Below are 12625 nucleotides of genomic sequence, written 5' to 3' on the forward strand. Positions count from 1 at the left end.
ACCACGCCGCCCGGAAAATCGCTAGGCTAGTACACACAACATCATCTAGCGGGAGGCGGCCGGCATCATGACCAACGCAGAAGCCACGACTTCAACAGACCGGACCGGGACGGGTAAGGCTGAAGCCGCAACCGTTCAAAATGTCGAGGCCGAGCGCCTTCACGCACTCCTGGAACCCGCAGTGCTGGCGAACCGGCTGTACCTGGAGGACGTATCCATCCATGTCGCCGGCGCCAACCGGGTGGTCCACGTAGTGGTGGACCTGCCGCAGGAGGAGACCGGGGGCGTCGGGCTCGACGTCATCGCCGAGATCTCCAAGACCCTCTCGGACACCCTGGACAACGATCCCAGCATGGACGCGCGCCCTTATGAGCTCGAAGTCTCATCACCCGGCGTCGGCCGTCCACTGACAGAGGAGCGGCACTGGCACCGCGCCCGCGGGCGGATGGTCAACGTGAACGTGATCCAGGGCGACAACGTCACCGGAAGGGTCCAGTCCGTGGACGACGGGGGAGTCACCATCGTCCCGGAAATTGCCGTCAAGAAGGGCATGAAGCCCAAACAGGGTGAGCCCGTCAAGCTTCCTTTCGACAGGATCCGCAGCGGAAAAGTCGAGATAGAGTTCAGCCACCTCGAAGAGGCCGGCCTGGAAAAAGCAAACAATGGACCTTCTGAGGAGGCCTGATGGATATTGACATGAGCGCACTGAGACTCCTGGAGCGTGAGCGTGAAATCCCGCTGGATCTCCTGATTCCAACAATCGAGCAGGCACTGCTGGTGGCCTACCACAAGACCCCCGGCGCCTTCGAAAAGGCCCGGGCCGAGCTCGACCGCAAGAGCGGCCACGTGACCATCTGGGCCACCGAGATCGACGACGACGGCGCCCCGATCGGCGAGTTCGAGGACACCCCCGCAGGCTTCGGACGCATTGCGGCGAGCACCGCACGGCAGATCATCCTGCAGCGCCTCCGGGACGCTGAGGACGACAACGTCCTGGGCCAGTTCAAGGGCCGTGAAGGCGAGCTCGTCGCCGGCACCATCCAGCAGGGCAACAACCCGCATATGATCCAGGTGAACCTGGGCACGGTGGAGGCACTGCTGCCGCCGCCCGAGCAGGTTCCCGGCGAGAAGTACATCCACGGCAACCGGCTGCGCGCCTTCGTGATCGACGTCCACCGCGGCACCAAGGGCCCGTCCATCACGCTGTCCCGCTCCCACCCCGGGCTCGTCCGGAAGCTCTTCGAACTCGAAGTTCCCGAGATTGCGGACCGTTCGGTCGAAATCGTGGCGCTTGCCCGCGAAGCCGGCCACCGCACCAAGATCGCCGTGAAGGCAAACACCCCCGGCGTGAACGCCAAGGGTGCCTGCATCGGTGAAATGGGTTCGCGCGTCCGGGCGGTCATGACCGAACTGAACGACGAAAAGATCGACATCGTTGACTACAACGACGATCCGGCAACCTTCATCGCCAGCGCCCTCTCGCCGTCGCGCGTGAATTCGGTCACGATCACCGACGAGGCGACGCGTTCGGCACGGGTGGTCGTTCCCGACTACCAGCTCTCCCTCGCCATCGGCAAAGAGGGCCAGAACGCCCGTCTCGCCGCCAAACTCACGGGGTGGCGAATCGACATCGTCTCCGACGCCGCCGTCAACACCGGCAAATAGCTCGGAGCGCCCCCGCGCACTGACAAGCTGCGGGCCGCCGTCGCGGCCCGCAGCTTGTATGCGCTCTCACGGGTTAGCCGTGATTTTCAATTAGCCGTGATTTCCAAGCTGACCGGCACGCCTGGGTTCAGGACCCGGGCTCCGGAGGGGCTAGAATAGACATGACCGCGCCTAACGGCCGGTATCCGTGTGTCTTTGGCGCGTCTGGGTTTTTCCCGGATTCCCGGGACGCGGTGATTCACCAAGCAGTTGAACTGGCAGGAAGATACTCGAACGTGGCACATGTGCAACACCTCGGGAATCAGCCGCAGCGCACCTGCATCGGATGCCGACAAAAAGGGTCGCGGTCGGAGTTACTCCGGCTCGTCGCCGGCGCCGGTGGTTCGTCCGCCGTCGTGGTCGATGAACGACGCCGGATGGCTGGCCGGGGAGCATGGCTGCACCCCAGCGAAAAGTGCCTGGCACTGGCGGTCAAGCGCCGAGCGTTCGGCCGCGCCCTCAACGGCGCAGCCGGTACAGCCGACGTTGAACGCCGGATCACTGCCGGCACGGAAGCCGTGGGCACCCCGGTGGCCACAGCAACAACCGTCCAACCTGAAAGCGGGTCAGAAAACTGATGGAAACCCGATGAGTTCCCAGCGATGAGTGCGCAACGATGACAACTTTGTTGCGCTCTGCAATGGGCCTTTCAGCTGCATTCGCGGCGGAGGCCCGCAGTAAGAAGTAGACGGTTCGTGCCTGGCTCGGTGCGGACCGAGACAGGAGAAATGTGGCCAAGGTCCGCGTACATGAGCTTGCTAAAGAGCTCGGTATTACTTCCAAAGATGCAGTAACCAAACTGCAGGAACTGGGCGAATTCGTTCGCTCCGCCTCGTCAACAATCGAGGCTCCCGTTGTGCGGAAACTGCGCAACGCTTTCCCCGACGCCCCCGCAGCTTCGAAGTCCGAAGCTCCGGCGTCCGCCCCCCAGGCATCTGCCAGCCCGGCAGCGACCCGTCCGGCGCCTGCGCCTGGCCCCGCTGCGCCCAAGGCTGCAGAACCCAAGGCTGAAGCTCCGGCTCCGGCCGCTGCGGCACCTGCCGCCGCGCCCGCCGCACCGGCAGCCCCCGCCGCCCAGGCTCCGGCAGCCCCCGCTGCCCAGGCCCCGGCCGCACCCTCGACGGGCGTCAAGCCCGGCGCGCGTCCGGCTCCCAAGGCTGAAACCCCGGCTGCTCCGGCACGCCAGGGCGGCTCTGCACCGCGTCCGGGCGGTCCCCGTCCCGGCAACAACCCGTTCGCCACGTCCCAGGGCATGCCCCGCGGCCGCGGCGGCGACAACGAACGTCCCTCGCGTCCGGGCAACAACCCGTTCGCTCCTTCCCAGGGCATGCCCCGTCCGGGCGGAAGCCGCACCGAGGGTGAACGCCCCGGTGGCCCGCGCCCCGCAGCAGGCGCAGGCGGCCCCCGTCCGGGTGGTCCCCGTCCGGCAGCAGGCGCAGGCGGCCCCCGCCCCGGCGCCCCGCGTCCGGCCGGCGCTCCCGGCGCTGGCCGTCCGGCAGGAGCCGGCGGCAACCGCCCGACTCCGGGCATGATGCCTAACCGCACCGAACGTCCCGCGCCCGCTGGTGCCGGCCGTCCCGGCGGCGGCGGCCGTGGTCCGGGCCGTCCGGGTGGCGCTCCGGGTACCGGTGCTCCCGGTGCCGGTGGCGGCGCTCCGGCCGGTGGTGGCTTTGGTAAGGGCGGTCGCGGTCGCGGCGGCACCCAGGGCGCCTTCGGTAAGGGCGGCGCAGGCCGTGGCAAGCAGCGCAAGTCGAAGCGTGCCAAGCGTCAGGAACTGGAGCAGATGAGTGCTCCGTCGCTGGGTGGCGTGAGCGTACCCCGCGGCGACGGCAACACCGTAGTCCGGCTTCGCCGTGGCTCGTCCATCACGGACTTCGCCGACAAGATCGAGGCAAACCCGGCAGCACTGGTGACGGTCCTCTTCCACCTCGGCGAAATGGCCACGGCCACGCAGTCGCTGGATGAAGAGACCTTCGCCCTGCTCGGCGAGGAGCTTGGCTACAAGCTTCAGGTTGTGTCCCCGGAGGACGAGGAGCGCGAGCTGCTCTCCACCTTCGACATCGACTTCGACGCCGAACTGGAAGCCGAAGGCGATGAAGACCTCGAGGCACGTCCTCCGGTTGTCACCGTCATGGGTCACGTTGACCACGGTAAGACCCGACTGCTCGATGCCATCCGCAAGTCCGACGTTATGGCGGGCGAGCACGGCGGCATCACGCAGCACATCGGTGCCTACCAGGTCACCCACGCCCATGAAGGCATCGATCGGAAGATCACCTTCATCGATACTCCGGGCCACGAGGCGTTCACCGCCATGCGTGCCCGTGGTGCGAAGGTCACCGATATCGCCATCCTGGTGGTCGCAGCGGACGACGGCGTCATGCCGCAGACCGTTGAAGCCCTCAACCACGCCCAGGCGGCCAACGTGCCGATCGTCGTGGCCGTGAACAAGATCGACAAGGAAGGCGCCAACCCGGACAAGGTCCGCGGCCAGCTGACCGAGTACGGCCTGGTTCCGGAAGAATACGGTGGCGACACCATGTTCGTGGAGGTCTCTGCCCGCCAGAACCTGAATATCGACGAGCTCCTCGGCGCCGTTCTGCTCACCGCAGACGCTGCCCTGGACATGCGCGCCAACCCGAACAAGGACGCCCGCGGCATCGCGATTGAAGCCAACCTGGATAAGGGCCGCGGTTCCGTGGCCACCGTCCTGGTTCAGTCCGGTACCCTGCACGTCGGCGACACCATCGTGGCAGGCACGGCCCACGGCCGCGTCCGTGCGATGTTCGACGACGACGGCAGCGCCCTGACCGAGGCCGGCCCGTCCCGCCCCGTGCAGGTCCTGGGTCTGTCCAACGTCCCGCGCGCCGGTGACACCTTCTTCGTGACCGCTGACGAGCGCACCGCCCGCCAGATCGCCGAGAAGCGTGAAGCCGCCGACCGCAACGCCGCCCTGGCCAAGCGCCGAAAGCGCATCAGCCTGGAAGACTTCGACCAGGCCGTCGCCGATGGCAAGATCGACACCCTCAACCTCATCCTCAAGGGTGACGTGTCCGGTGCCGTGGAAGCCCTCGAAGACGCGCTGCTCAAGATCGACGTCGGCGAGGGTGTCCAGCTCCGCGTCATCCACCGAGGTGTCGGTGCGATCACGCAGAACGACGTCAACCTGGCAACGGTCGACAGCGCCGTCATCATCGGCTTCAACGTCAAGCCCGCCGAGCGTGTTGCCGAACTGGCAGACCGCGAGGGCGTGGACATGCGCTTCTACTCCGTCATCTACGCAGCAATCGATGACATTGAGGCGGCCCTCAAGGGCATGCTCAAGCCGGAGTACGAAGAGGTCCAGCTTGGCACCGCCGAGGTCCGCGAAGTGTTCCGTTCCTCTAAGTTCGGCAACATTGCAGGCTCGATCGTCCGCTCCGGTGTCATCCGGCGCAACGCCAAGGCCCGCATCAGCCGCGACGGCAAGATCATCGGTGACAACCTCACCGTTGAGACGCTCAAGCGCTTCAAGGACGACGCCACCGAGGTCCGCACGGACTTCGAGTGTGGTATCGGTCTTGGCTCGTTCAACGACATCACCGAAGGCGACATCATCGAGACCTTCGAGATGCGCGAGAAGCCGCGCGTCTAGCCGGTCCACCCTCGGGTGAATAAGTAGTAAAGGTGCGGGGCCGTTGGATTTATCCGGCGGCCCCGCGCTTCGCGATTGAGGGGGCCCCGCCCCTTCGACGGACGGCCAGCGATCTTCGATCGTGGCCGCCCGTCTCCGGCAGGCCCGATGCCACTCCCGGGCCCCCTCAACCGCTACGCGCTAAGGTGATAATGTCACCCGGCGCTCCCCAAAGTTTCTAGAATTCAGGAGGATGTCATGGCTGATCCCGCACGGGCTGCCAAGTTGGCGCAGCGGATTAAGGTTGTCGTTGCTGAGGCGCTGGGCCGGAGGGTGAAGGATCCCCGTCTAGAAGGTGTCACCGTGACCGACTCGCGGGTGACCAACGACCTGCAGCACGCGACTGTCTACTACACAGTGTTCGGTGACGAAGTGGCCCAGGCCGATGCCGCCAAGGGGCTGGAGAAGGCCAAGGGCGTGCTGCGGCAGGAAGTCGGCCGGAACATCACTGTTCGGCTGACTCCGACGCTCGAGTTCGTGGCCGACCAGATCCCCGTCAACGCCTCGAACCTTGAGGAACTGCTCCGGGCCGCGAAGAAGCGCGACGCCGAGGTGGCCGCGCTTGCCGAAAGTGCAAAGCACGCCGGCGACGCCGATCCTTACAAGAGCGACACGCCGCAGGACGTGGAACTCGACGAGGACGACTTTGACGAAGAGGACCTGGACCTCATCGACAACGACGCCATCGATGAGGACCGCAACAAGTAAGAATTCTTTCTACAGCAGGGGCCGGAACCGGTAACGGATCCGGCCCCTGCTGTTTTCGTTGGTGTTCCGGGGTGCCTGTTCCGGCGGAGGACGCGGTGGCTGCCGTGACCAGGGGCGGCGGCGGGCCGGGGGACCTTCGACCCTATGCCCTTTCGAGGGCGGGGAGTCCCATGGAACCATGACTGCAGGTATGCGGGGAGGCGCCGGAGCGCCGTGGATTCCAGCCTGATCAAGTGCCCGCACTGCGGGAAGACCAACCGGATTCCTGCGGCCGCGGCCGGGCATCCGCGCTGCGGCAGCTGCCGCCGGGACCTGCCGTGGATCGTGGCGGCGGGAGATGCCGACTTCCCGGCGGTTGCGGAGCAGTCGTCCGTTCCGGTGCTCGTCGACTTTTGGGCGGCGTGGTGCGGCCCGTGCCGCATGGTCAGCCCGGTGCTGGACAAGCTGGCGCACGAAAGGGCGGGGACGTTCAAGCTCGTGAAGGTCGACGTCGACACGTCCCCGGGGCTGTCCCGACGGTTCGATATTCAAGCCATTCCGACGTTGCTGCTCATCAAGAACGGCGCGGTGGTGGCGCGTCAGGCCGGGGCGCCGCCGGCCGCGGCCCTTCGCAGCTGGCTGGATGCCGCGCTGTCCGCAAGCCCGAGGTGAGCACCCGGTGCCGGTCATCCCGGCGGCATCATCCCGCCTGAACAGTACGCTGAAATGGAGGACGCAATGACCGAGATCCTGCGCTATGAAGTCGGGTCGGGGACGGTGCTGGTGGAGGTCGAGGACAACAGCTTCGGGGTGGAGCGGCCATCCCGCAACGAGCAGGGAATCCTCGACGCCGGGCGCCGCCTCGAAGACGCGCTCTCGGCGGTCCGGCCGGCGGCCAACGCCGCCGCGGAGGTGATGAAGGAACTAGGTCCAGAGCACCTGGAGCTTCAGTTCGGCGTGAAGCTGGCGGGAGAGGCCGGGGCCATCATCGCCAGGAACTCCGCCGAAGGCCACTTCATCATCCGGATGTCCTTCACCAAGGCTTCCATGCCGGCCGAGGCGCCAGAGGAAGAAATCATGCTCTGAATTCGTCTGGGCCTGTGTCCGTCCCCGCCGCTAGATGCCGTCTCGAACGGTCTATCACGCGGCGATTGGGGGCGCTGCACGTCAGCCGGCCTAGCGGCGTTTTGAGCGCCCTCGGGCTCCCAGGCCGCCGCCCAGCACGGGGGATCCCATGCCCAGCAGGTAGCCGAAGTCGTACCAGTTCCCCGCACGGGCGGAGTTATAGAACGGGAATTCACTCCAGAACCCGAATACATGGGCGATCAGGACGATCCATGCCGTCAGCCCATTCCAGAAACCCCACAGCAGGTCTTGCCACCACACGATGTACTCCCTCGGCTGGAAATCCACGGCGCCCTGATGGGCCAGGGCGGCCCGACGCCAGGTTGGCGGGCCAGCCCGGAAGCGCCGTGAGCTTAGGCTAGGGCGCCGGCGGGTCCGGCGATAGGGCCGGTGGACCTGTCGCTGCCCGCTGCCGGCTTACGTGCAGGGATGCGCCCGAGGCCTTCCACCAGATCGGCCTGGCTGCCGCAGAGCGCTATCCGGATCCAGCCCTCGCCGATGGAGCCGAACGCCGTGCCGGGGGCGAAGGCCACGCCGGAGTCCGCGAGGAAGCGGCGCGTCCATGACCGGACATCCCCGCCGCTGGCATGCGAGACGTCCGCCCACAAATAGAACGCGCCTTGGGCCGCGAGGTAGGGGATGCCGTGGGCGCGCAGCACCGCCGAGGCCGCGTCGCGGTTGGCCCGGTAATGGTCATGGGCGTGGCTGACGTAATCCTGCGGGCCGGTCAGCGCTGCCAGCGCGGCGTACTGCGACGGCGAGGCCACGCAGGACACGATCGACTCCATGACGTTGTTCATCTTCTGTTCCAGCCCCGGCGGGCAGATCAGGGCGCCGATCCGCAGTCCCGTGAGCCCGTAGGTTTTGGAGAGCGTGAGCGAGGTGAAAACGCGTGCTTCGCCCGGGACGTCGCTGTCGAAGCGGGCCGGGCTGACGTGCGGGACATCGTAGGTGAACGCCTCGTAGCATTCGTCGGAGATGACCCACAGATCGTGCCGTTTTGCCAGCTCGACGAGGCGGCGCGTCAGCTCCTCGCCCAGGACAGCGCCGAGCGGATTGGACGGAGAATTCAGGATCAGCACCTTGGTCCGGGGCGTGATGAGCGCCTCGATGTCCTCGATCCGCGGCTGGAAATCGTGCTCCGGGTACAGCGGGTAGCGGACCGGGACGGCGTGCAGCAGGCTGGACGTCATCGCGAAGGTGGGGTAGCCGGGATTGGGGATGAGGATCTCGTCCCCGGGGGAGAGCAGCAGGCTCATGGCGAAGTGCAGGCCCTGCTGGGCGCCGTCGACCACGTAGACGCGCTCCGCGCCGACCGGCGTCGCATTGTGTTCACGGAAGCGGGCGGCGAAGGCCTCCCGCAGGGCGGGGATCCCGGCGTTAGGTGTGTAGTTGGTCTCGTCCCGGTCGAGGCACGCCATGCCGGCCTCGAGGACGTGGCGGGGGACTGCGAAGCCCGGCTCCCCGATACTCAGCACGATCGCACCGGGCGTTCCCCAGGCGGCTTCGGTGATCTCACGGATCTGGTTGATCGGGACGTCGCGGACATGTGCGGCAAGCTCGGGCATGTGTGCCATCCTAACGCCCGGCGTCCGCAGTGCCGGCGGGACGGTGGGCGTCGGGGCAGGGCTGGCCCGCATATACTGGGAGGCGTGCTTTCTGGACTGGTGATAGTAGACAAGCCGCAAGGTTGGACCAGCCACGATGTGGTTGGACGGATGCGGCGGATCGCCGGCACCCGAAAGGTCGGCCACGCCGGGACACTGGATCCGATGGCCACCGGCGTTCTGGTGGTGGGGATCAACAAGGCCACCCGTCTGCTGACCTACATCGTGGGCACGTCCAAGACCTACACGGCCACCATCAGGCTCGGTGAATCCACCGTGACGGACGACGCCGAAGGTGAGGTCACGGCCACCCGCAGCGCCGCCGGGGTCACCGAGGACTCCGTCCGCGCCGGCGTCGCGGCACTGACCGGGGAAATCGACCAGGTTCCCAGCAGCGTCAGCGCCATCAAGGTCAACGGGGAACGCGCCTACGCCCGGGTCCGGTCCGGTGAAGAGGTCAAGCTCGCAGCCCGGCCCGTGACGATCCACCGCTTTGAGATCCACGAGACCCGTCCCGTCCACGACGGGGAGGCCCTCGACGTGGACGTCACCGTGGAGTGCTCCTCCGGAACCTACATCCGTGCCCTGGCCCGCGACCTCGGTGAAGCCCTCGGCGTCGGCGGCCACCTGACGGCACTGCGCAGGACCCAAGTGGGACCGTACACCCTTGACCAGGCGCACACCCTCGAACAATTGGCCGAGAAGCTGGACGTCCTGGAAATCTCGGACGCGGCCCGGGCACTGATGCCGAACCGTGAACTGAGCGAGGCGGAGACCACCGAGATTTCCTTCGGCCGCAGGATCGCCGCTGGAGCCTCGGCCGGCACGCCGGAGGCGGCGACGGCGGACAAACCGGCAGCGGCGTTCGCACCGGACGGTTCGCTCGTGGCCCTCCTGGCCGATGCGGGAAGCTACGCCAAACCTGTGCTGGTCTTCGCACCGGACAATGAAAAGCACGGCAACGACAAGCCAGTCATAGAAAAGCAGCCCACAGAAAAGCAGCCCACAGAAAAGCTGGCCGGCCAGTAGTGGACGCGTATTTCTACATCATTCTGGTGGTTGGCCTGCTCTCCAGCGTCATCTGCGTCGTCGCAGGCATCCTGAAGAAGGCGCCCAACGACACGACGATACTGTCGGTGGCCGCCGTCGAACTTGCCCTCCTGGTCTATCTGGTGGGTTCGATTGTCCGGGTGGCCAGCGGCGAGCAGATCGCGGGGGAGTCTTGGGAGTTCTGGGGCTATCTGGCGACGGCGATGATCCTCCCGATCGGGGCCGTGTACTGGTCCATCCTGGAGCGGACCCGCTGGAGCAACTTTGTCCTGGCCGCCGTCGGCGTCACCGCCCTGGTGATGGCGGCCCGCATGAACCAGATCTGGTATTGAGATGGAAGAGGCAGAAAACGTGAGCGCAAACTCCCCGCACGACGGCATCCGGAACCCGGCGGGGCCGGATTCCCGGACCACCGGGCCGGCGGACGCTGGATCCGCCGAAACTGCGCCGGCGGTGACCGATACCCGCAACACCGGGCCGGGACGGCTGCTGATTGCTGTCTATGCCATCTTCGCGATTTCGGCGACGGCCCGGGCCGGCTACCAGATTCTCACGAAGTTTTCCGAGGCACCGCTGGCGTACCTGCTGTCCGCGTTCGCCGCCGCCGTCTACGTTGTGGCCACCGTGTCCCTGGCGAAGCCGGGGCGCACCGCGTTCAAGGTCTCCGTGGCGGCAGTCCTGGTGGAGCTTGTGGGCGTCCTGGTCGTGGGAGCACTCAGCGTGTTCGACTCGGTGAACTTCCCGCACGAGACGGTGTGGTCCCTGTTTGGCCGCGGCTACGGATTCATCCCGCTCCTGCTGCCGATCCTGGGACTCATCTGGCTGTACCGCCGCCGGCCCGCGCCCCGCAAGGCCTAGGGCCGGGTGGTCCGCGGCGGGACGAAGGCGGTTCGTTCCGCTTGCGCCGGGACTTCACCTAACGATCAGCGGGGGTTGCCCCTTACTCCTGACTGGTCAGGCGCAAGGCCTCGGTGAGCCTGCTTCGCAACCCGGGCCAAGCCGCGCCGAAGCCCGGGTGCAGTTGCATGCAGGCGACGGCGTCAATCCCCACCCACTGCAGTTCGAGGCTTTCCGGATCACTGATTGCGGCATCGAAGGGCTGCAGGGCCTCGGCGACGACGGTCGTGTACGTCCAGTAGCCGACGTCGAACACTGACGTAAACAGGACGCGGACGTTCTCCGGCGGCACGGCCGCTTCCTCCTGTGCTTCCCGCAGCGCGCCGTGGATGGCCTCTTCCCCTTGGTGCAAGGCGCCGCCGGGGAGCCCCCACGTGCCGCCTTGATCGCTCCATAGCGCGCGGTGCTGGAGCAAGACCCCCTTGGCGGGGTCGTGGACCAGGAGCCCGGCGGATCCGAACCGACCCCAGAACCGCCCCCGGTCGCCCTCAACCCAGGCATCGCCCGGATCGCGTGGGCCCAACGGGCGGCGCGGATCGCCCGGCAGCGGTGGTGCGAACGGTGATTCCCCGGCCTGGGGCGCGGCTGTGCTGTCCATCCCTACAGCTTGCCACGCACCGGTCCTTGGGAGGGCGGGCAGCGTACGCAGTGTTACGTGCACGACGTGCACCGAGGTGCACTGAGGTGGTCCCTCCACTATGAGTTGCGCGCGAGACCAGAATCGCTTCCGCTATCAGCGCCGCCGAGGCCCGGCGCCGGCTGACGCTCGCCGCCGAGCTGCTGCCCCGCGCCGGCAGCGGCAGCCATACCGGGCCACCGGTGTGGGAGGAGCTCGCGGCCGCCGTCGCGTCCGGAGACGTCGCCTCACGCGCCGCAACGCTCATCACACTCGCCCTGGACCGGGTGCGGCACAGCTGCCTCCCCGAGGCCGCCGCCACCATGGAACATGCCTTGACCGTGACGGCCATCGACAACGACGCCGACTTCCTGGCCCGGATCGCGCGCCGGTGGACGGAGGCCTTGGACCAGGACGGCGCGGAACCCTCCGAGGAACTGCTCCGCCGGGTCCAGGGCGCCTTTATCCGCAAACCCCGGCACGGCCTGCAGCACCTCGAAATCTTCGCCACCGCCGACCAGTTCGAACACCTCGTGACCGTCATGAACACCGCCACCAACCCCCGCATAGATGGTGGCGACCGTGCCGGGGCGGACCGGCGGGGCATCCAGTAAGTGCGGTGGCCTCACTGTCCGCCGAGGATGGCGAAGCACCACCGCTGGACCTCCGTTCCCGGCCGCAACGGCTGCTGGACGGCCTCGTCGGTGCCTGCAAGGTTGCCCTGGCCACGGGAGGTCTTCCCGCCGCAGGCGGGCTCCGGCCGCAGGTCATGGCCACCATCGACTATCGGGACCTCGTCCAGCGGCTCGGCAGTGCCGGCAGCGACAACGAGGGCGGCACGGGATCGCTGCTGTTCACCGGCCCAATTGCGGCGTCCACGGTGCGCAAGCTCGCCTGCGACGCCGACATCATCCCCGTCGTCCTCGGCGGGAAGGGCCGGGTCCTGGACATCGGCCGCGCCTCCCGGGTCTTCCCGCCGCAGATCCGCAAGGCCATCACCGCCCGGGACCGCGGCTGCGCCTTCCCCGGCTGCACCATTCCCGCACCCTGGTGCGAGGCCCACCACATCACCTACTGGTCCCGCGGCGGAACCACCGGAACCGGGAACGGAACCCTGCTCTGCTCCCATCACCACCACGTGATCCACAAGGAACACTGGAACATCCAGATGCGGACCGGCATCCCGTGGTTCATCCCGCCACCCCACCTCGACCCCGCCCAGACACCCCGCCGGAACACATACTTCCGCCTGGAATGAACCGCGCA

General features: G+C 67.2%; 15 protein-coding genes. 12 read left to right on the forward strand and 3 right to left on the reverse strand.

Annotated features, from left to right (window positions below; translation table 11 throughout):
• Positions 1-67 precede the first annotated feature (67 nt).
• The 7 genes from rimP to ABH915_RS07795 all read left to right on the forward strand — a co-directional run bounded on the left by rimP (position 68) and on the right by ABH915_RS07795 (position 7150).
• Positions 68-685 (forward strand): ribosome maturation factor RimP, encoded by a 618-nt coding sequence (rimP, locus tag ABH915_RS07765; protein WP_018774504.1) that lies wholly within the window; start codon positions 68-70, stop codon positions 683-685.
• Positions 685-1665, forward strand: a complete 981-nt coding sequence (gene nusA / locus ABH915_RS07770) for a transcription termination factor NusA (protein WP_018774503.1) — start codon at positions 685-687, stop codon at positions 1663-1665. Before rimP ends, nusA begins: the two co-directional genes overlap by 1 nt.
• A 161-nt stretch (positions 1666-1826) precedes the next feature.
• A complete protein-coding gene (locus ABH915_RS07775) occupies positions 1827-2282 on the forward strand; it encodes a YlxR family protein (RefSeq protein ID WP_370119617.1) in 456 nt (151 codons plus the stop codon).
• 152 nt (positions 2283-2434) lie between these two features.
• Positions 2435-5338 carry a translation initiation factor IF-2 gene (gene infB / locus ABH915_RS07780; protein ID WP_026266616.1) on the forward strand — a complete coding sequence of 968 codons (2904 nt, stop codon included), beginning with the start codon at positions 2435-2437 and terminating at the stop codon, positions 5336-5338.
• 237 nt (positions 5339-5575) lie between these two features.
• The gene (gene rbfA / locus ABH915_RS07785; protein ID WP_018774499.1) at positions 5576-6085 is read left to right on the forward strand and encodes a 30S ribosome-binding factor RbfA; all 510 of its coding nucleotides are present in this window, start codon (positions 5576-5578) and stop codon (positions 6083-6085) included.
• Between the two features lie 213 nt (positions 6086-6298).
• Positions 6299-6736, forward strand: coding sequence for a thioredoxin (gene trxA, locus ABH915_RS07790; RefSeq protein ID WP_370119621.1), 438 nt, complete (start codon positions 6299-6301; stop codon positions 6734-6736).
• A 66-nt stretch (positions 6737-6802) separates the two neighbouring features.
• The gene (locus tag ABH915_RS07795; protein WP_018774497.1) at positions 6803-7150 is read left to right on the forward strand and encodes a CU044_2847 family protein; all 348 of its coding nucleotides are present in this window, start codon (positions 6803-6805) and stop codon (positions 7148-7150) included.
• A 90-nt stretch (positions 7151-7240) separates the two neighbouring features.
• Here ABH915_RS07795 and ABH915_RS07800 read toward each other — a convergent pair whose 3' ends face one another.
• Both ABH915_RS07800 and ABH915_RS07805 read right to left on the reverse strand, forming a co-directional pair.
• The gene (locus tag ABH915_RS07800) at positions 7241-7450 is read right to left on the reverse strand and encodes a hypothetical protein (RefSeq protein ID WP_026266615.1); all 210 of its coding nucleotides are present in this window, start codon (positions 7448-7450) and stop codon (positions 7241-7243) included.
• Between the two features lie 92 nt (positions 7451-7542).
• Positions 7543-8757: a pyridoxal phosphate-dependent aminotransferase gene (locus ABH915_RS07805; RefSeq protein WP_370119626.1), complete on the reverse strand. Its 1215-nt coding sequence runs from the start codon at positions 8755-8757 to the stop codon at positions 7543-7545.
• A gap of 84 nt (positions 8758-8841) precedes the next feature.
• Between ABH915_RS07805 and truB the strand changes: the two genes are divergently transcribed.
• Genes truB through ABH915_RS07820 form a run of 3 tightly spaced genes read left to right on the forward strand, consistent with a single transcriptional unit; the run spans position 8842 to position 10704 of the window.
• The gene (truB, locus tag ABH915_RS07810) at positions 8842-9825 is read left to right on the forward strand and encodes a tRNA pseudouridine(55) synthase TruB (protein ID WP_370119629.1); all 984 of its coding nucleotides are present in this window, start codon (positions 8842-8844) and stop codon (positions 9823-9825) included.
• A complete protein-coding gene (locus ABH915_RS07815) occupies positions 9825-10178 on the forward strand; it encodes a hypothetical protein (protein WP_370119632.1) in 354 nt (117 codons plus the stop codon). The genes truB and ABH915_RS07815 overlap by 1 nt, the downstream gene beginning before the upstream one ends.
• Before the next feature lies 1 nt (position 10179).
• Entirely contained in the window at positions 10180-10704 is a 525-nt protein-coding gene (locus ABH915_RS07820; protein WP_370119635.1) for a hypothetical protein, read from the forward strand.
• 82 nt (positions 10705-10786) lie between these two features.
• Here the strand turns inward: ABH915_RS07820 and ABH915_RS07825 are convergent, their stop codons facing one another.
• Complete coding sequence (locus tag ABH915_RS07825) at positions 10787-11341, reverse strand: NUDIX domain-containing protein (RefSeq protein WP_370119638.1); 555 nt, start codon at positions 11339-11341, stop codon at positions 10787-10789.
• Positions 11342-11502: 161 nt separating this feature from the next.
• On the opposite strand from ABH915_RS07825, the gene ABH915_RS07830 reads away from it, so the two are divergent.
• The gene (locus ABH915_RS07830) at positions 11503-11973 is read left to right on the forward strand and encodes a hypothetical protein (RefSeq protein ID WP_370124964.1); all 471 of its coding nucleotides are present in this window, start codon (positions 11503-11505) and stop codon (positions 11971-11973) included.
• 5 nt (positions 11974-11978) lie between these two features.
• The gene (locus ABH915_RS07835) at positions 11979-12617 is read left to right on the forward strand and encodes a DUF222 domain-containing protein (protein WP_370119641.1); all 639 of its coding nucleotides are present in this window, start codon (positions 11979-11981) and stop codon (positions 12615-12617) included.
• The last annotated feature ends 8 nt before the right edge of the window (positions 12618-12625 follow it).

The sequence above is a fragment of the Arthrobacter sp. MW3 TE3886 genome (genome assembly GCF_041262145.1).
In the GTDB taxonomy this organism is placed as follows: domain Bacteria; phylum Actinomycetota; class Actinomycetes; order Actinomycetales; family Micrococcaceae; genus Arthrobacter.